Below are 16,726 nucleotides of genomic sequence, written 5' to 3' on the forward strand. Positions count from 1 at the left end.
TGATTTTTATGCGCTGCCTCGTCGTTGCCGATTTGCATTATTCATTGCCGCAGTTCGACTGGCTGCTCGCGGCGGCGCCTCAGTTCGACGTTGTCATTTTTGCGGGTGACGCGCTCGACGTCGGATCGTTCGTCGATTTCCGCGCGCAAATCCTCGTGGTGAAGAAATACCTGTCGCTGCTGTCAGGGATGACGCGGGTCATTCTGTGCTCGGGCAATCACGACCTCGACGAACGCAGTGCCGAGGGCGAAAAGATCGCGCGCTGGGTCAGCGAGGTCCGTGAACTCGGCATCGCCTGCGACGGCGACGACCTCACCATCGGTAGCACGCGCTTCACCGTGTGTCCGTGGTGGGACGGACCGCTGGTCAAGAGCCGCATCGAAGCCCAGCTTCGCGATGCCGCAGCCAAGCGGCCGCAGCGCTGGATCTGGGTGCATCATGCGCCACCGGCGAATTCGCCGACGAGCTGGGGCGGCAAGCGGTTCTTCGGCGATGTCGAGCTGGTGCAGTGGATCGCACAGTACCAGCCGTCGATGGTGATCTCGGGCCACGTACATCAGTCACCCTTCATCCCCGACGGCTCGTGGTTCGACCGGCTCGGCAACACTTGGGTCTTCAACACCGGCCTGCAGCACGGCCGCCCGCCGGTCTGTATCGTGCTCGACCTCGACGAGGGCGCCGCGTTCTGGCTCGCGGCCGGGGAAGCGCAACGTATCGACCTCAACGCACCCTTGCAGCGGCCGGCGGCGGAAATCGTGAACCCGCCGCCGTGGCTTATATCCTTGGGTCGGATTGCCGAAGCCGTTTCGCATCTTTCGGCAAGCTTCGAAGAACCGCGCTAAATCAAAGAAATCATTGGGCCACCGGGCCATGCCGACTCATCAGGATAAAGCGGACCCCGCGACTTCCGGCCCCTCGCGGCCGGTCTCTTGCATTTTTGTGCAATCATTAAATTCCGGAGAGGTTGCGTTCTTAACTTTGCCGTCGACGGATTGCGAAGTAGCCTCGCCTCGGGCGATGGCTAAGGAGATGCAGCACGATGAGGACCTTGGCGATGGCCGTGGCGGTGCTGGCGCTGTTGGCTGTGCCCGCACAGGCGCAGATGGGGGGCGGCAAGCGGGGGCATAAGAGCGACGATACAAGAGCCGCGGACAAGAAGCCGAAGGTCGACGACAAGGCCTATCAGGAAGCACTCAAGCGCATTCCCGATTCCAGGGAAAAGTATGATCCATGGGCCGTGACCAAGACGCCTGACGCCGACAAATCTTCAAAAAATAATCGATGAAATCATACGCGCGGGTCGGATTGCCGCTCCGAGCCTGGCGAGACCTCTGTCGGCGGCAGGTTGATCATGCTCTGCAGGAGTTCGCCGACCATCGAGAGATGGTTACCCTGCCCGGCATATTGATGCATCAAATCGGCCAGATAGGTGTTGGCGACGTTGAGGCGCTGCGCCAGCAGGCGCGCGATCAACAGCGAGACCTGTGGCTGGTCGCGCAGGAACGCCGCGGCGTCGTCGAACTGGTAGACGACGGAATCGACGGTGGCGCGCACCGTCGCGGTATGCGGTTGATCGAGCAGGACCGACATTTCGCCCAGCATCGCCCCCGGCTCGGTCAGAACGGCGACGACGCTATCGCCCTTGATGACCTCCAGCCTTCCCTCGAGCAGCACGAACAGATGTCCGGTCTTGCTGCCCTCATGGAGCACGAGCGTGCCTGCCGGCACCTCTCGCCTGGTTGCTCCGGTGCAATAGTCGAGTACCGCGCGCATCAGCATGACCTCCGCATCAGCCAAGCCTAGAGCCTTTTCCGTTCCGATGTAATCGGAACGGGGCTCTGGATTCTTGATTTGACGCGTTTTCTTGACGCGAACCGGTCCCCACTTCGCTTGAAAACGCTCTAGGCACTGACGATGCCAAGGTCGAACGGTAAGCCGCGGCGCGCTGCTCAAATTGTCGGCACCACGGAGCCAGCCGTTCGACCATAGCGCCGCATCGTCACTTCGCCACGATCACCTCAATCGACGCCGGCTCCTTGACCCGACCGCCTGGTGGCGGGGTCTGGCTCACCACCGTTCCGGTCGCCTGGTTCGGCGCTTCCCGCGTAATTTCGAGCAACATGAACTGCGGCTCCATACCACGCCTTCCCGGAATATTGCCGACCGCCGCCACGGCCGCGCGTGCGTCAACAATTGACATGCCGACCAAGTTCGGGACCGCGGCACCGGTCGTTGCAGCTTCACCGGATCCGGGTGCCGCTGCTCGCGTCGCGGTCCGCAACTTTTCATCCGTCGGCGGAGGCGGCGCGACCGGACCGGTCCGGCGCCTCCACAGGTCGGGCGAAACCAGCATACGAATTTGCTTTTGCTCGCATGCCGTCCCCAACGCCACTTCGCTCCCATACGCGGCGACCGTCCCGTCATAACCAAGACAGGCAAGCCGGTAGATCAGCTCCTGCGACAGCAGGCCTTCGAAATAGCCGCCATGCACGTTCGGCCTCTGGTGCCTCACCACATACATGACGAGCAAATAGAGATGCGAATACCAGCGTAGTTTTGCCTCCGCGTCATGGCGCTTGCGCCACTTTGCGAATGTCAGCAGCGGCCGCTCATTCGCCGAAATCGCCGGCTTATCCGGATCGTCGCGGTCGACATAGTCAGTACAATCGAAATAGGTGAAGACCTTGGGTAGCCGGGCCTGGGCCAGTGCCGGCGAAGCGTTCGGCTGGCGTTCAGCCTTGGCATCCTCCAGCGAATCGTAGAGTTCCTGCAGCGTCAGGTTTCCGATCCGCAGCACGCGAAGAAGGTTGTCTTCCTTGACGTCGATCATGCCGAAATTGCGCGACAGGATTTCGACGTTGCCAAGCCGGAAGCCGTGGTTCCTGCTCTTGGTCGGAAACACGAAATAATTCGCCAGCGTCGAGATCTGACGCAGGACCTCGTCGCCCTCGTTGCTGAACAGATAGGCTTCATCAAAGCGCGACAACGCCGAGGCCAGAAAATTTCCGCGGCTGGATAGCAGGGTCTCGGCCGGAATGTCCGGCGAGGCCAACACGAAGCGCTTGAGTTCGAAGACCTTGCCGATCGCGTGCGACGGCGATTCCGGCCTTGCACCGGGCGAAGCCCCCAAACCATAGGAGTTCAACGCTTCGACCGGCGCAGCGAAAACGTCCGACAGCGTTCGGATGGCGTTGGTGACGACGAAACCACCCATGCTGTGGCCGATGAAGGAAAGTTGAACCCGTGGCCGTGGGGCGGTTGTGCCGCTCTCGTCATGCTGGCGTACGACTTCAGCGTCGATGGCGCGAATGACCTGGATAAGATCGGGTACGCCGTAGTTCGAAGCGCGGTAATTGTCGCGGAAATAGACGATGGTTCGCAGCAGCGTAGCCATCAATACCAGGCCGGCCACGCTCCAGCCGAGCAGCGTGATGACATGGACCGCTTCGGGATTCCAGATGTAGCGGAATACGTCGATCCACCACTGTTTGGTCTGCGATGCGAAATAGAACAGCGGAAATGTCAGGAAAACGACGATGATGCCAAAATACAGCAGCCACGTTGGAAGCGTCGGCAGTGCATCCCAGGTGCCGCGCCAGGGGCTTCCCATCTTCTCCGACGGCCAGCGGTAACCAACACAAACAAGCCCTTGCCGGGTGCGAATTTTTTCGTCGCGCTCGATGGCCATCGCAGCCGACGTGTACATCCTCAACACAGCGGGCTCCGGATTGTTGAAGCCGTGGACCATCACCACCAGGTTGGGGTCGGCCCCGTTCAGCAGGCCAGCTGCGATCTGCTTCACCGCCAGTTCGGAATCGATCGGTGACAGTTCGGGCGGCAGCGCCGGCGGCGGCACGACCGTGTCATCGACATTGTATGGCGCCGTGCTTTCGATGAAGTAGGTCGGGATCGTTGTCCCAACAGCTTGATGCGCGCGGAAGAAGTCCATGGCTTGCCCCCAGTGCAAAGTTCGCTTGCGCTAGGCTAAGGGGGACGATTTGAATCTACAAGTTTTGGTTGCATGACAATTCTGTCACGGCCCGGCAACTCGCCAACCGAAGCGCCGCTCAGACGGCTGCGGCGTTGGTCACGGGGAGGAAGTCACCGATGACATCCAGAAACAGCCGGGGCGACTGCAATTGCGGCACATGGGCACAGCCCGGGATGATTTCCAGATAGGCTTGCGGCAGGCCCGCGGCCAGTTCGTGCGACATGGGTGGCGGCGTCGCCTCGTCGTGTTCGCCGACCAGCACCAGGGCCGGCACTCTCACCTTGCCAAGCTCCGGCCGCAGATCGAGGGCCGCCAGCGCATCGCAGGCGGCCCGAAACACCTCCGGGTCGGTGCGCAGGAAAGCCTCGCGGCGATCCTGCATCAGGTCCGGATGGGCGGCCTGAAATTCCGGCGCAAACAGCCGGCGCATCGCAACATCCGTGATCGCCGACAGCCCCTTGGTCATGGACGCCGTCGCCATGCTGCGGAAGGCTTCACGCCCCGGCTCCGAGAACGCTGCGCCGCAATCGGCCAGAACAAGCCTGGTCGCGATGCCGGGGTGCCGAATGGCCATCTGCAGCGCCACGAACCCGCCATAGCCGTTGCCGAGCACGATCGCATCCTCACCATCGGCGGCATGCCGGACCGCTTCGGCCATCCGGTCAGCCACCGCCGCCAGACCGCCCGTCACGGCTTGCGACCGGCCGAACCCCGGCAATTCCGGAACGATCACGCGAAACGACTTCGATAATTCGGGAACGATGGCGTCGAAACTCGCGCGATCCGACAGCAGCGAATGGAACAGAAACAACGGCGGCCCATCGCCCGACTGCGCTGCGTTGACGGTGCCTGCCGCAAATAACCGATCCATCCCGGTCTCTCTTTCGATTGTCCTCAAGCGCCCTTTTGGCGCACCAGGCCGCTGATTGCCAGATTAAAATCCGTGTCATTCAGGCCTTTTTGCCTTGACGTGATATTTCACAGATGCCTATCTAAAGGAAGCATCTGAAGGAATTTCTATGCTTTTGCGCGATAACGTCTACGAAAGCCTACGTTCTGATATCCTGACATGTCACTTTGCGCCAGGCGATGATATGCGCGAACAGGACTTGGCCGAGCGCTACGCTGTGAGCCGCCAACCGGTGCGCGAGGCGCTGTTGCGGCTCGAACGCGAGCATCTCGTCACGGTGACGCCGCGCCAGGGCTACCGGGTCAACCCGATCTCGCTGGCCGATGCGCGCGACTTGCTGCGATTCCGCCTTGCGCTGGAGCCCGCCTGCGTCGCAGAGGCGATCGAGCACGCAAGCGACGGTGTACTGAAGTCGCTGAACGAATTCCGCCGCTTCTCGGGCAATCATGAAGCCTTCATCGCCTATAACCGCGCCTTTCACTCGGCGCTGGCGCATGCCTCCGGCAACCGCCGCATGGCGGCAGCGCTGTGCGACCTGATTGGACAGGCCGACCGGTTGGTGCGCGTCAGCGTCGCCAATCTGAAGGGCCACGATCCAGCAAAACTCGTCGCCGAACACGTCGCGCTGATCGAGGCGATGCAGCGGCGCGACGGGCGCACGGCCGCCCGTCTCATCAAGGCGCATATCGCGCAAACCGAGAAACGCGTGCTGCCGGCGCTGAAGCGCAATGCCGTGATCGTCGATGGGAGAGAGCCATGAACATTTCCTCAAAGCCCGGCGCCATCGACGTCGAGATCCACGGCAATTTCGTCGACGGCCGAGAGGTCGAGGCAGGCTCCGGCGAAATGCTCGACGTCCGCAACCCCGCAACCGGCGACGTGATCGCGCGGATTCCGAATTCGACCGCCGATGACATCGATCGCGCCATGAAAAGCGCGCGCGCGGCCTTTGAAGGCAAGGCCTGGGGCGGCATGGACACGCGCGCACGGGCGCGGCTCGTCAATCGCCTCGCCGACGCCTTCGAGGCCAATCTGGATACGCTGTACCGGCTGGAGACGCTGAACAACGGCCGGCCCGTCAACGAGACCCGCGCGCAGCTCTCTCGGCTGCCGGACTTCTTTCGCTACTTCGCGGGGCTGGCGCTGGCGCGCCGTGACTCCGTCATCCCCGTCGAAGGTTCTTACCTGAACTACACCCTGCGCACGCCGATCGGGATCGTCGCCAACTGCACCCCGTTCAATCATCCGCTGATGATCCTGTGCAAGTCGCTGGCGGCTGTGCTCGCGACCGGCTGCGTCACCGTCGTCAAGCCGTCGGAATACACGCCACTGACGACCCTGAAGCTGGCGCAGATCTTCACCGAAGCGGGCCTGCCGCCCGGCGTGTTCAACATCGTCCTCGGCCTCGGGCAAAGCGCCGGCAAGATGCTGGCTGAGCACGGCGACATCAACAAGCTGGTGCTGACCGGCGGCACCGAGGCCGGCCGCATCGCCGGCGCCGCGGCCGCAAAAGTGTTCGCGCACCAGACCATGGAGCTCGGCGGCAAGACGCCGGTGATGGTGTTCGATGATTTCGACGTCGATCGCGCCGTCAACTATGCCGCGTTCGGCGCGTTCATCGGCGCCGGCCAGACCTGCGTCTGCGCCTCGCGCCATATCGTGCAGGCGTCGATCTATGACGAGTTCGTCGAGAAACTGATGGCAAAGACGCAAACCATTCGGATCGGCGATCCCTTCGATCCCAACACCCAGCTCGGACCGGTGATCTCGGCGCGGCAGCGCGATCGCGTGCTGACCTATTCGCGGTTCGGCCATGAGGACGGCGCACGCCTCGTGACGGGCGGTGTCGCCGCCAAGGTGCCCGGCCATGACAACGGCTATTTCGTCGAACCGACCGTATTCGCCGACGTGAAATCCGACATGCGCATTTTCCAGGAAGAAGTGTTCGGCCCCTTCACCTCGGTGACGCCGTTCAAGGACGAAGCGGACGCGCTCCGGCTCGCCAATGATTCTCCGTTCGGGCTGGCGGCTGCGATCCGTACTCGCGACGTCGGCCGCGCGCATCGCGTGGCGGCAGCCGTCAAGGCCGGCATCGTCTGGATCAACGACCATCACCGCCTCGATCCCGCCTCGCCCTGGGGCGGCGTCGACGACTCCGGCATCGGGCGCGAGTGCGGCACCGAAAGTTTCGACGATCATTTCAACACCAAGAGCGTGATGGTCGCGACGCACGACCAGCCGTTCGACTGGTATCGCGACACGGCAAACCAGCGACGACTGAACTAGCAGGCAACAAGCGGCGAACCGTTCAGAGAAGACGGCAGGCCGCATCAACGAACAAACGGAAAAAGGGGAGCGAATACATGTCGACATCGGTAAACGCGGGCAGCCGTCTGGATCGACTGCCGATCGGGCCGTTCCACCGCCGCATCATGTTCCTGATCGGCATCGGGATGTTCTTCGACGGCTTCGATATCTATCTTGCCGGCACCGTGCTCGGCGTGACCTTGAAGACCGGTTTTTCCACACTGCCGCAAAACGCGATGTTCATCTCGGCGACCTTCGTCGGAATGATGCTGGGCTCATTTGCGACCGGCTTTCTCGGCGACCGCTACGGGCGGCGATTCACCTATCAGTTCAATTTGCTGGTGTTCGGCCTGGCGTCACTGGCCGCAGCCTTCGCGCCAAACATGACCATCCTGATCGCCTGCCGTTTCGTGATGGGCTTCGGACTGGGAGCGGAAAACGTGGTCGGCTATTCGACCATGACCGAATTCGTGCCGGCAAAAACGCGCGGCAAATGGCTCGGGCTGATGGCAGTTTGCGTCGTCACGGGCCTGCCGGTGTCGCTGCTGGTGGCATCACTGGTGGTTCCCGAGTTTGGCTGGCGGGCGATGTTCGTCCTCGGCGGCGTCGGCGCGCTCATCGTCTGGTACCTGCGCAAGTCGCTCCCGGAATCGCCGCGTTGGCTGGAAGCGGTCGGCCGCACTGAAGAAGCGGAAACGCTGATGCAGTCGATCGAGAAGGAAGCCGCCCAGGGGCAGCCGCTACCGGCCCCCGCCGCGGCAGCGACCATTCCGGCATCGCCCGATCTCGCCACGCTGTTCACGGCGCCGCTGCTGTCACGCATGATCGTCGGCTCGGTCTGCCTGATCACGATCAATACGCTGCTCTATGGCTTCGTGACCTGGCTGCCGGTGTTCTTCATCAAGCAGGGACTGACCATTGCAACGTCGTTCGGATATTCGCTGGTGATGGCGCTGGGTGCACCGATCGGCTCGGCCATCGGCGCGCTTACCGCCGACCGTTGGGGCCGCAAGCCGACCATTATCGGCGCATCACTGATCTCGGTCGCGCTTGGCATCATCTACCCGACGATATCAGATCCAATGCTGCTGCCGGCGGTAGGCTTCGCGCTGACGGTACCGATCTATGTGCTGGTGGCGCTGCTGTTCGGAATTTACATCCCCGAACTGTTCCCGACCGAAGTACGCTTGCGCGCCTCCGGGATCGTCAACACGCTCGGCCGCGGCGCCACCATCGTCACGCCGTTCCTGGTCGTGATGCTGTTCGAGGCCCGCGGCGTCGCCGGTGTGATGGCGCTGATGATCGGGCTGTTGGTGGTGCAGATCGTAACGGTCTGGGCGCTCGGCATCGAGCCACGGCACCGTAGCCTGGAAGAACTGAAACGCGATGAGACGGCACCGGCGTTGGTGAAGCAGGCGACCTGACGGCATGGCCGTCATTTCCGGGATGGTGCACCAGCACCAGACCCGGAAATGACGCCGACCGACGGAACGGTACTCACGTTCTGGAATCTCTCTAAATCAGCGCATTCGCGACATACCGTCGCGTCCCGCGCGCCAGCCGCTGCGCTACTGAGTCCGGCTACGTCACCATCCCGGCCGGAGTCCCCTTATCATGCTGAATTCTCGCGCGTTCACCGCAACGGCAGCGTTGCTTTGCTTCACCGCATTCGGAGCCTCGCCGGCGTCCGCCGACGGCGAGGTCAACGTCTACACCTATCGCGAAACCAAGCTGATCCAGCCGCTGTTCGACGCCTTCACCAAGGATACCGGCGTCAAGGTCAACGTCGTCTCGGCAAGTTCGGGCCTCGAGCAGCGCATGAAGGCGGAAGGCGCCAACAGCCCCGCCGACGTGCTGCTGACGGTCGATATCGGCCGCATCGACGAGGCCGTGCAGGCCGACGTCACCCAGCCGATCAAGTCGGTGGTGATCGACGAGATCGTGCCGGCGCAATATCGCGATCCGGACGGCCACTGGGCTGGCATCTCGATGCGCGCGCGCGTGATCTACGCCTCGAAGGACCGCGTCAAGCAGGACAAGATCACCTACGAAGAACTCGCCGATCCCAAATGGAAAGGCAAGATCTGCATCCGCTCCGGCCAGCACATCTACAATAACGGCCTGTTCGCGGCCTACACGGCCAAGTACGGCGAGGCCAAGGCCGAGGAATGGCTTAAGGGTGTGAAGGCCAATCTGGCGCAAAAACCCTCCGGCGGCGACCGTGAAGCCGCGCGTGACGTCGCGGCCGGCAAATGCGACATCGGCATCGGCAACACCTATTACTGGGCGCTGATGATGAACAACGATCCCGAGAAGAAGCCGTGGGCGGAAGCCACCAAGGTGATCCTGCCGACCTTCGAGGGCGGCGGCACCCACGTCAATCTCTCCGGCGTCCTGCTGGCCAAGCACGCGCCCAACAAGGCCAACGGCGTCAAGCTGATCGAGTGGCTTGCGGGTGAAAAGGCGCAGCAGATCTATGCTGACTCCAACTACGAATATCCGGTCCGTGCCGGCGTCGCGGTCAACCCGACGATTGCCGGCTACGGCAAGCTCACCGCCGATCCGCTCCCGATCGCCAAGATCGCCGCCAACCGCAAGGCAGCCTCGACGCTGGTGGACAAGGTCGGGTTCGATAATTGATCGCACCAAGTCGCGACAGCATTTTCGCCAACATGCCCTCTCCCTCACCGGGAGAGGGCATAATGCTGCATGGGCTTCCGACTTCTTGCCGATGTGAGCTGACGTGACCCGGACCACGCGTTCGGGGCGGATCGCCGCATCAATCGCGGTTGCGACCGCCGTTCTTGTCGCAGCTCCCGTCATCTCCATCATTGCGCTCGCCATGCAGCCGGCGCCTGACGTCTGGCAGCCGCTCATCGAATACGTGCTGCCGCGGAGCCTTCTCGACACCGCGCTCCTGCTCGGCGGCGTCGCTGCCCTGTCGCTTGCGATCGGCACCGGCACGGCATGGGCGATCTCGCTGCACGAATTCCGCGGCCGGCAAATGCTGCTCTGGCTGGTGCCGCTGCCGCTCGCGATTCCGACCTACCTCGCGGCTTACGTCTATGTCGATCTGTTCGAGCCGCTCGGCCTGGTCCACCGCACGCTTTCGCTGTGGCTGCCGCTGCAGGACGCGGTGCGCGTGCTTCCCAATTTGCGCTCGCTGCCCGGCGCCATCCTCGTGATCGCGCTGGTGCTCTACCCTTACGTCTATCTTTCGGCGCGCACCATGTTCCAGTTCCAGAGCGCGGAGTTCACCGAGGCCGCGAAGACGCTCGGCGCCGGACGCTGGACCACCTTCTGGCGCATCTCGCTGCCTATGGCACGTCCCGCGCTCGCGGTCGGCATAGCACTGGTGTCGCTGGAAACGCTGAACGACATCGGCGCCAGCGAATATCTCGGCGTCCGCACGCTCACGGTCTCGGTGTTCACGACCTGGCTCAACCGCGGCAGCCTTGCCGGAGCTGCGCAGTTATCCTGCTTCATGCTGGCGATCGTGGCCGGACTTATCGCGATCGAGCGCTACGGCCGGCGCAATGTCACGACGGAGTTTTCCGCCGAAAGCCCGCGGCTGACGCAGCGGACGACGCTTGCCGGCATCAAGGGCGGTTTGGCATTCGCCGCCTGCCTGCTGCCGGTCTGCCTCGGATTCCTGGTGCCGCTGTTGTATCTCGCGCATCAGAGTTTCAAGCGCGGGCTGTTTGCGAATTTCGACATGGCGTTGTGGCGCGACGCCTTCAACTCGGTCGCGTTCGCGAGCCTGGCCACGCTCGCCGCGCTGCTGCTCGGCTTTGCGACCATTCTGGCCTGGCGCTGGCGACCGAACCGGCTGCGCTTCGTGGCGATGAACATCGCGCAATTGGGTTACACGCTGCCCGGGCTGGTGCTGGCGCTCGGGCTGCTCGCGCCGGTGCTCGCCATCGACAACGCATTGAATGCGCTCGCCGCATCGCTCGGACGATCGCTGCCGGGACTGGTCATGGTCGGCTCCGGCGCCGCCGTTGTCATCGCCTATGTGATCCGCTTTCTCGCGGTGCCGACCGGATTCATCAAGGCCGGGTTCGAGCGGATTCCGCGCGACTACGACGACAGCGCGCGTGCCGTCGGCGCTGGCCAGACCACGACGATGCGGCTGATCCATCTGCCGCTGCTGCGCCCTGCCATGCTCGGCGCGGTCATCGTGGTGTTCGTGGATTGCCTCAAAGAGTTGCCGGCGACGCTGTTGCTGCGGCCGCTCAATGTCGAAACACTGGCGACCTCGATCTACCAGTACGCCAGCCGCGGCAGCTTTGAGGAAGGCGCGCTGGCAGCGCTACTGATCGTCGCCGCCAGCATCGGCCCGGTGGCGTGGCTGACGCGGTTTTCGGACATACCGAGCGGGCCGGCATAGGTTGAGCAACGACAGAACTGTTCGTCGTCCCTGCGAACGCAGGGACCCATAATCCCGGTCATCTGTTGATTGAAGAAGGTCTCTACTCCGTCATCTTAACGAGAGGCCGCGGCGTATGGGTCCCTGCGTTCGCAGGGACGACGGTAGCAGGCTTACGGCGTAGAGAATTGCCCCGCACGCTTGATCAACAGGTCCAGGAAGCTGCGTGCCCGCAGCGACATCCAGTGCGTCTCGGGATAGACGGCGTGCAGCGGCAGAGCGGCGATCGAAAAATCCGGCAGCAGGTTCTGCAACTGGCCACTGCGAATGCCGGCGACGGCGCTCCACTCCGGCAGGATCGCGACGCCGAGGTGATGCATCACCGCCTGCTCCATCGCGTCGGCATCGTCGACCAGCAGCGGACCGCCGATCGAAGCGACATGGCGACCATGTTCGGATTCGAATATCCAGTCATTGGCGGCTGGCAGACGCGAATAGACGATGCATTGGTGTGCGCTGAGGTCTTCGGGCGCGCGCGGCACCGAGCGGCCTTTAAGGTAGGTCGGCGTCGCGACCAGATAGCGCCGCACCGTGCCAAGCCGCCGGGCGACCAGCGTGCTCGACTCGAGCTGCCCGATCCGCAGCGCCAGCTCGATCCCCTCCTCCACGAGATTAACGAAGCGCTCGCTGAAGCGGATGTCCAGGCGAACCCCCTGGTAGGTCCGGACATATTCGGCAATGACGGGCATCAGGTAGCGGCGGCCGAACGACGACGGCAGGCTGACCCGCAGCGTGCCGCTCGGCCGCAGCGAATTTTCCTCGACGTTGGCCCGCGCCATGTCGAAGCTTCCAAGGATCTGGCGAGCCAGATCGTAGATGCGGTGGCCCTCGGGCGTCGGTTTGAGCTTGCGCGTGGTGCGAAAGAACAATTGCGTGCCGAACTCGCTTTCGAGCAATGCGATCCGCTTGCTCACGGCCGGCTGACCGATGCCGAGCTCGTTGGCGGCCACCGAAAAACTGCCGCCCTCGAGCGAGCGGACAAAGGCGCGCAGGCAGTCGATCCGGTCCATTTGATCATTCCTATGAGGAATAGATCATATCCTATCCATTCCATTTTTCTCGGGCAAGTTCGCCGCTAGGGTGCGGTCAACAACGGGAGGCCAGCTCCCGAACAAACCTCTGGGGAGGCGGACATGAGACGGCGCATCGGGATCGTCGGGGCCGGCATCGCCGGCTTGCATCTGGCCCTGTATCTTCAGAAGCACGGCGTCGACGCGACGCTGATCACCGACCGCGCGCCGGACGAATATCGCGGCATCCGCCTGTTGAACACGGTCGCGCACCACCACGTGACGATCGCGCGCGAAGACTATCTCGGCGTCAATCACTGGAACGACCCGAAGCATCACTATTACTACCATGATCACTTCTTCAATTTCCCGGAGCCGATCAGCTTCCGCGGCTACTTCTCGCGGCCGAGCCGCGCCGTCGACTACCGGATCTATCTGCCGGTGCTGATGAAGGACTTTGCGGATCGCGGCGGCAGGATCGAGTACCGGCACATCGAGGAAAGCGATATCGCGCCGCTGGTCGGCCGGTTCGACCTGCTCGTCGTTTCCAGCGGCAAGGGCCCGCTCGGCCAGCTCTTCGCCTACCGGCCGGAGCACTCGCCCTATTCGCAGCCGCAGCGGCGGCTCTGCGTCGGCCTCTATACCGGCGTTCGCGAGCCGGATCCGATGAACGTGACGCTTTCGGGTTCGCCGGGCCACGGCGAGATGATCGTGATTCCGACCATCACCTTCGGCGGTATCGCCAGTGCGCTGCTGATGGAGAACGTCCCGGGCGGCGACATGGAAGAGCTTGCGACGCTGAACTACGAGGCTGACCGCAAGCATTTCCTGCGCATCGTGCTGGAGAAGCTCGAGAAGCATCATCCGACCACCTATGATCGCATCGACATCGCGCGCTTTGATCTGGCGCAGCCGCTCGATCTGCTGCAGGGCGGCGTGGTGCCGACGGTTCGCAACACGGTCGTGGAATTCAACGGCGGCAAATGCGCCATCGCGCTCGGCGACGTCCATTCGGTGGTCGATCCGATGATGGGACAGGGCGCCAACGTCGCCTCCTACGCCGCGTTCGTGCTCGGCGAGGAGATCGTCAACGCCGACGTGCTCGACGCGCGTTTCTGCGAAAGGGTGGACCTGAAGCGACAGGACCGCGTGCTGGCGGCCGCGCGCTGGACCAACATCATGCTGCAGCCGCCCTCGGAGGCGCTCGGCATGCTGATCGGCGCGATGAGCCAGAACCAGGCGCTCGCCGACGAGTTCACCGAGAACTTCAACTATCCAGATAACCAATGGGACCGCGTTGCATCGGCTGACCGCATCCATGCCTGGATCGAGCGCAAGACCGCGCCCGCGGCGCCGGTGCGGGCGACGGCGTGAGGGGCGTGAGATGCAGCGCGCCGACCCACTCGCCTTCCGCCAGGCCGCATCGCGCTTTGCGACCGGCGTTGCGGTGCTGACCGCGCTCGATTCCCACGGCGAGGTCTGCGGCATGACGGCCAACAGTTTTGTCACCATCAGCCTTTCGCCGCCGACGGTGCTGGTCTCGGTCAAGCCCGGCAGGACGCATGAGGCGATGTCGGCGAGCGGGCGCTACGGCGTCAACGTGCTGCCGGAACAGGCCAAGGCGCTATCGAAACATTTTGCGGATCGATTGCGCGACACCTGTCCCGATTACGAAATCGTGGAAGGCCTGCCGCGGCTGTCGAACTGCGTGGCGTTTTTCGCCTGCGAGGTGACGCGGACGATCGACGTCAGCGACCACACCCTGTTCATCGCCGAAGTATCGGAGTGCGATTACTGCGACAGTCTCCCGCTGGTGTTCTTCTCCAGCCGCTACCATCTGGGCCCGGGTAAGCCGGTCGACCGCTGAGCAGACAAACGCAGATTTTCGAGCAGTCCTTACGGGATCGCGCGCGTAAAGCGGCGGAAGCCCGGCGAACCCGTCAGCGCTTCGAATGAAGCGTCGCGCTTCTCTTCGGCGAAGGCGAAGCCTGCCTTGGAATAAGATCGCTCGGCTGCTTCGTTGCCGATCAGAAACGAGATCGACGCCCGCTTGAAGCCCGCAACGCTGCCGGCCTCCAGCGCGTGTTCGATCAAGGCCTGCACCAGCCCGCGTCCGCGATATTCCGGCAGCGTGGCGACATGCTCGATCAGCCAGTCGTCCTCGCCGCCCTGAACCCAGCAATTCGCCGCATAGGCGCCACGCCGGAAGATCGCCGCCGGCTCCGACGGGTCGAGCCCGGCTTCATCAGCCGCGGCCTCGATCGCCGCCCGCACGGCGGCGCGCGTGCCGGACGCGGGCAAGGCGCACAGCGAGGCCGCCGGCTTTCCTTCGACTTCGGCGATGATGAATTGCGAGACGTGCCACCATGAGAGCTGTTGCGCAGTCGCAATGCGCTCGACGAACGCCAGGCATTGCGGCTCTGGCCAGCCGAGCGCGATGTCGAACCAGCCGCGCCGCAGCGGGCCGCGCTGTGAGGCCAGGATATTGCGAGCAATGAAGCTGGCGTCTTCGGCGCGCGCGGGACGGATCGCAGGCAGCGAACGCCCCGCCGCCATCAGGCGTTCTTCAGCGCGACGCGGAATTCGGCTTCGGTCTTCGCCTTCACCTCGTCCAGCGTGACGCCGTCGGCGAGCTCGATCAGCGCCATGCCGTCCTTGCCGTGCTTGTCGATGGTGAAGACGGCCAGATCCGTCACCACCATGTCGACGACCTTCTCGCCGGTCAGCGGCAGATTGCACGTCTTCAGGAGTTTCGGTCCATCCTTGGCGGAGTGCTCCATGACGACGACGACGCGCTTGACGCCAGCGACGAGATCCATCGCGCCGCCCATGCCCTTCACCATCTTGCCCGGGATCATCCAGTTGGCGAGATCGCCGTTCTGCGCCACCTGCATTGCGCCCAGGATCGACAGATCGATATGGCCGCCGCGCACCATGCCGAAGGAATCGGCCGAGGAGAAATAGCTGGTGTCAGGCAGTTCGCTGACCGTTTGCTTGCCGGCGTTGATGAGGTCGGCGTCCACCTCGTCCTCATAGGGGAAAGGTCCCATGCCGAGCATGCCGTTCTCGCTCTGCAGGCTGACGTCGATACCGTCGGGGATGTAGTTCGAGACCAGCGTCGGAATGCCGATGCCGAGATTGACGTAATAGCCGTCACGCAACTCTTTCGCGGCGCGCGCTGCCATCTGTTCACGGGTCCAGGCCATGTCAGTTCTCCTGTGATCTCTGGTTTGCGCATGATCTTGTCGGAAAACCGGTGCCCCCACTTTTCCGGATCATGCGCGCCTTAAGCCGCGGGCCGCGGGCGGATGTTGCGGAACTCGATCCGCTTCTTGCCCGTCCCGACTTCGATGATGCGCTTCACGAAGATGCCGGGCGTGTGGATGTGGTCGGGATTGAGTTCGCCGGCCGGAACCAGATGCTCGACCTCGGCGACGGTGATCTTCGCAGCCGTTGCCATCATCGGGTTAAAGTTACGGGCGGTCTTGCGGTAGATCAGGTTACCGGCGGTGTCGCCCTTCCAGGCGTGAACGATGGCCAGATCAGCGAACAGGCCGCGTTCCATGATGTATTTCTCGCCGTCGAATTCCTTCACTTCCTTGCCTTCGGCGATCAGCGTGCCCACACCGGTCTTGGTGTAGAAGGCCGGAATTCCGGCGCCGCCGGCGCGGATGCGTTCGGCCAGCGTGCCCTGCGGGTTGAATTCGAGCTCCAGCTCGCCGGCGAGGTATTGCTGCGCGAACAGCTTGTTCTCGCCGACATAGGACGAGATCATCTTTTTGATCTGCCGCGTCTCCAGCAGCCTGGAGAGGCCGATGCCGTCGACGCCCGCATTATTGGAGACGACCGTCAAACCCTTGACGCCGGAATCGCGGATCGCATCCGACAGGGTTTCGGCGATACCGCACAAACCGAAACCGCCCGACATGATCATCATGCCGTCCTTGAGAACGCCATCGAGTGCCGATTTGGCGTCGGGGTAAACCTTGTTCATGGAAATAGGACCTGATGGAGGGAACGGCCGAGTGCCGACATTAACTCCGGATTATTAGGCGAATTTTCCGCGGTGCGTCAATGAT

At 63.2% G+C, this 16,726-nt stretch carries 16 protein-coding genes; 9 read left to right on the forward strand and 7 right to left on the reverse strand.

Annotated elements, in window-relative coordinates; all coding sequences use genetic code 11:
- Positions 1 to 8: 8 nt before the first annotated feature.
- Positions 9 to 842 (forward strand): metallophosphoesterase family protein, encoded by an 834-nt coding sequence (locus V1283_RS32305; protein WP_334390669.1) that lies wholly within the window; start codon positions 9 to 11, stop codon positions 840 to 842.
- Between the two features lie 212 nt (positions 843 to 1,054).
- A complete protein-coding gene (locus V1283_RS32310; RefSeq protein ID WP_442895794.1) occupies positions 1,055 to 1,285 on the forward strand; it encodes a hypothetical protein in 231 nt (76 codons plus the stop codon).
- Between the two features lie 2 nt (positions 1,286 to 1,287).
- On the opposite strand, the gene V1283_RS32315 is transcribed toward V1283_RS32310, so the two are convergent.
- From V1283_RS32315 to V1283_RS32325, 3 genes are all read right to left on the reverse strand, one after another.
- Positions 1,288 to 1,773, reverse strand: a complete 486-nt coding sequence (locus V1283_RS32315; RefSeq protein WP_334393254.1) for a Crp/Fnr family transcriptional regulator — start codon at positions 1,771 to 1,773, stop codon at positions 1,288 to 1,290.
- Between the two features lie 226 nt (positions 1,774 to 1,999).
- Positions 2,000 to 3,949: a PASTA domain-containing protein gene (locus V1283_RS32320; RefSeq protein WP_334390671.1), complete on the reverse strand. Its 1,950-nt coding sequence runs from the start codon at positions 3,947 to 3,949 to the stop codon at positions 2,000 to 2,002.
- Between the two features lie 118 nt (positions 3,950 to 4,067).
- Positions 4,068 to 4,862 carry an alpha/beta fold hydrolase gene (locus tag V1283_RS32325; protein WP_334390672.1) on the reverse strand — a complete coding sequence of 265 codons (795 nt, stop codon included), beginning with the start codon at positions 4,860 to 4,862 and terminating at the stop codon, positions 4,068 to 4,070.
- 148 nt (positions 4,863 to 5,010) lie between these two features.
- Between V1283_RS32325 and V1283_RS32330 the strand changes: the two genes are divergently transcribed.
- From V1283_RS32330 to V1283_RS32350, 5 genes are all read left to right on the forward strand, one after another.
- Positions 5,011 to 5,661, forward strand: coding sequence for a GntR family transcriptional regulator (locus tag V1283_RS32330; RefSeq protein ID WP_334390673.1), 651 nt, complete (start codon positions 5,011 to 5,013; stop codon positions 5,659 to 5,661).
- Positions 5,658 to 7,187 carry an aldehyde dehydrogenase gene (locus V1283_RS32335; RefSeq protein ID WP_334390674.1) on the forward strand — a complete coding sequence of 510 codons (1,530 nt, stop codon included), beginning with the start codon at positions 5,658 to 5,660 and terminating at the stop codon, positions 7,185 to 7,187. The genes V1283_RS32330 and V1283_RS32335 overlap by 4 nt, the downstream gene beginning before the upstream one ends.
- A gap of 77 nt (positions 7,188 to 7,264) precedes the next feature.
- A complete protein-coding gene (locus V1283_RS32340) occupies positions 7,265 to 8,632 on the forward strand; it encodes an MFS transporter (protein WP_334390675.1) in 1,368 nt (455 codons plus the stop codon).
- Positions 8,633 to 8,822: 190 nt separating this feature from the next.
- Positions 8,823 to 9,848, forward strand: a complete 1,026-nt coding sequence (locus V1283_RS32345; RefSeq protein WP_334390676.1) for a Fe(3+) ABC transporter substrate-binding protein — start codon at positions 8,823 to 8,825, stop codon at positions 9,846 to 9,848.
- Positions 9,849 to 9,951: 103 nt separating this feature from the next.
- Complete coding sequence (locus V1283_RS32350; RefSeq protein WP_334390677.1) at positions 9,952 to 11,598, forward strand: ABC transporter permease; 1,647 nt, start codon at positions 9,952 to 9,954, stop codon at positions 11,596 to 11,598.
- A gap of 152 nt (positions 11,599 to 11,750) precedes the next feature.
- On the opposite strand, the gene V1283_RS32355 is transcribed toward V1283_RS32350, so the two are convergent.
- Positions 11,751 to 12,647, reverse strand: coding sequence for a LysR family transcriptional regulator (locus V1283_RS32355; RefSeq protein WP_334390678.1), 897 nt, complete (start codon positions 12,645 to 12,647; stop codon positions 11,751 to 11,753).
- Positions 12,648 to 12,770: 123 nt separating this feature from the next.
- On the opposite strand from V1283_RS32355, the gene styA reads away from it, so the two are divergent.
- Both styA and styB read left to right on the forward strand, forming a co-directional pair.
- On the forward strand, positions 12,771 to 14,021 hold the full coding sequence (styA, locus tag V1283_RS32360) for a styrene monooxygenase subunit StyA (RefSeq protein ID WP_334390679.1): 1,251 nt from the start codon (positions 12,771 to 12,773) through the stop codon (positions 14,019 to 14,021).
- 10 nt (positions 14,022 to 14,031) lie between these two features.
- Positions 14,032 to 14,514, forward strand: a complete 483-nt coding sequence (gene styB / locus V1283_RS32365) for a styrene monooxygenase NADH-dependent flavin reductase subunit StyB (protein ID WP_334390680.1) — start codon at positions 14,032 to 14,034, stop codon at positions 14,512 to 14,514.
- 29 nt (positions 14,515 to 14,543) lie between these two features.
- Here the strand turns inward: styB and V1283_RS32370 are convergent, their stop codons facing one another.
- From V1283_RS32370 to V1283_RS32380, 3 genes are all read right to left on the reverse strand, one after another.
- Entirely contained in the window at positions 14,544 to 15,203 is a 660-nt protein-coding gene (locus V1283_RS32370; RefSeq protein ID WP_334390681.1) for a GNAT family N-acetyltransferase, read from the reverse strand.
- On the reverse strand, positions 15,203 to 15,853 hold the full coding sequence (locus V1283_RS32375) for a 3-oxoacid CoA-transferase subunit B (RefSeq protein WP_334390682.1): 651 nt from the start codon (positions 15,851 to 15,853) through the stop codon (positions 15,203 to 15,205). The genes V1283_RS32370 and V1283_RS32375 overlap by 1 nt, the downstream gene beginning before the upstream one ends.
- 80 nt (positions 15,854 to 15,933) lie before the next feature.
- Complete coding sequence (locus V1283_RS32380; protein ID WP_334390683.1) at positions 15,934 to 16,641, reverse strand: CoA transferase subunit A; 708 nt, start codon at positions 16,639 to 16,641, stop codon at positions 15,934 to 15,936.
- Positions 16,642 to 16,726: the final 85 nt, after the last annotated feature.

It is taken from the genome of Bradyrhizobium sp. AZCC 2262 (assembly GCF_036924535.1).
In the GTDB taxonomy this organism is placed as follows: Bacteria; Pseudomonadota; Alphaproteobacteria; order Rhizobiales; family Xanthobacteraceae; genus Bradyrhizobium.

Coding starts and splice junctions, on each gene's coding strand:
- V1283_RS32305 (WP_334390669.1), top strand. CDS start 9: ATGCGCTGCCTCGTCGTTGCCGATTTGCATTATTCATTGCCGCAGTTC.
- V1283_RS32310 (WP_442895794.1), top strand. CDS start 1,055: ATGGCCGTGGCGGTGCTGGCGCTGTTGGCTGTGCCCGCACAGGCGCAG.
- V1283_RS32315 (WP_334393254.1), bottom strand. CDS start 1,773: ATGCGCGCGGTACTCGACTATTGCACCGGAGCAACCAGGCGAGAGGTG.
- V1283_RS32320 (WP_334390671.1), bottom strand. CDS start 3,949: ATGGACTTCTTCCGCGCGCATCAAGCTGTTGGGACAACGATCCCGACC.
- V1283_RS32325 (WP_334390672.1), bottom strand. CDS start 4,862: ATGGATCGGTTATTTGCGGCAGGCACCGTCAACGCAGCGCAGTCGGGC.
- V1283_RS32330 (WP_334390673.1), top strand. CDS start 5,011: ATGCTTTTGCGCGATAACGTCTACGAAAGCCTACGTTCTGATATCCTG.
- V1283_RS32335 (WP_334390674.1), top strand. CDS start 5,658: ATGAACATTTCCTCAAAGCCCGGCGCCATCGACGTCGAGATCCACGGC.
- V1283_RS32340 (WP_334390675.1), top strand. CDS start 7,265: ATGTCGACATCGGTAAACGCGGGCAGCCGTCTGGATCGACTGCCGATC.
- V1283_RS32345 (WP_334390676.1), top strand. CDS start 8,823: ATGCTGAATTCTCGCGCGTTCACCGCAACGGCAGCGTTGCTTTGCTTC.
- V1283_RS32355 (WP_334390678.1), bottom strand. CDS start 12,647: ATGGACCGGATCGACTGCCTGCGCGCCTTTGTCCGCTCGCTCGAGGGC.
- styA (WP_334390679.1), top strand. CDS start 12,771: ATGAGACGGCGCATCGGGATCGTCGGGGCCGGCATCGCCGGCTTGCAT.
- styB (WP_334390680.1), top strand. CDS start 14,032: ATGCAGCGCGCCGACCCACTCGCCTTCCGCCAGGCCGCATCGCGCTTT.
- V1283_RS32370 (WP_334390681.1), bottom strand. CDS start 15,203: ATGGCGGCGGGGCGTTCGCTGCCTGCGATCCGTCCCGCGCGCGCCGAA.
- V1283_RS32375 (WP_334390682.1), bottom strand. CDS start 15,853: ATGGCCTGGACCCGTGAACAGATGGCAGCGCGCGCCGCGAAAGAGTTG.
- V1283_RS32380 (WP_334390683.1), bottom strand. CDS start 16,641: ATGAACAAGGTTTACCCCGACGCCAAATCGGCACTCGATGGCGTTCTC.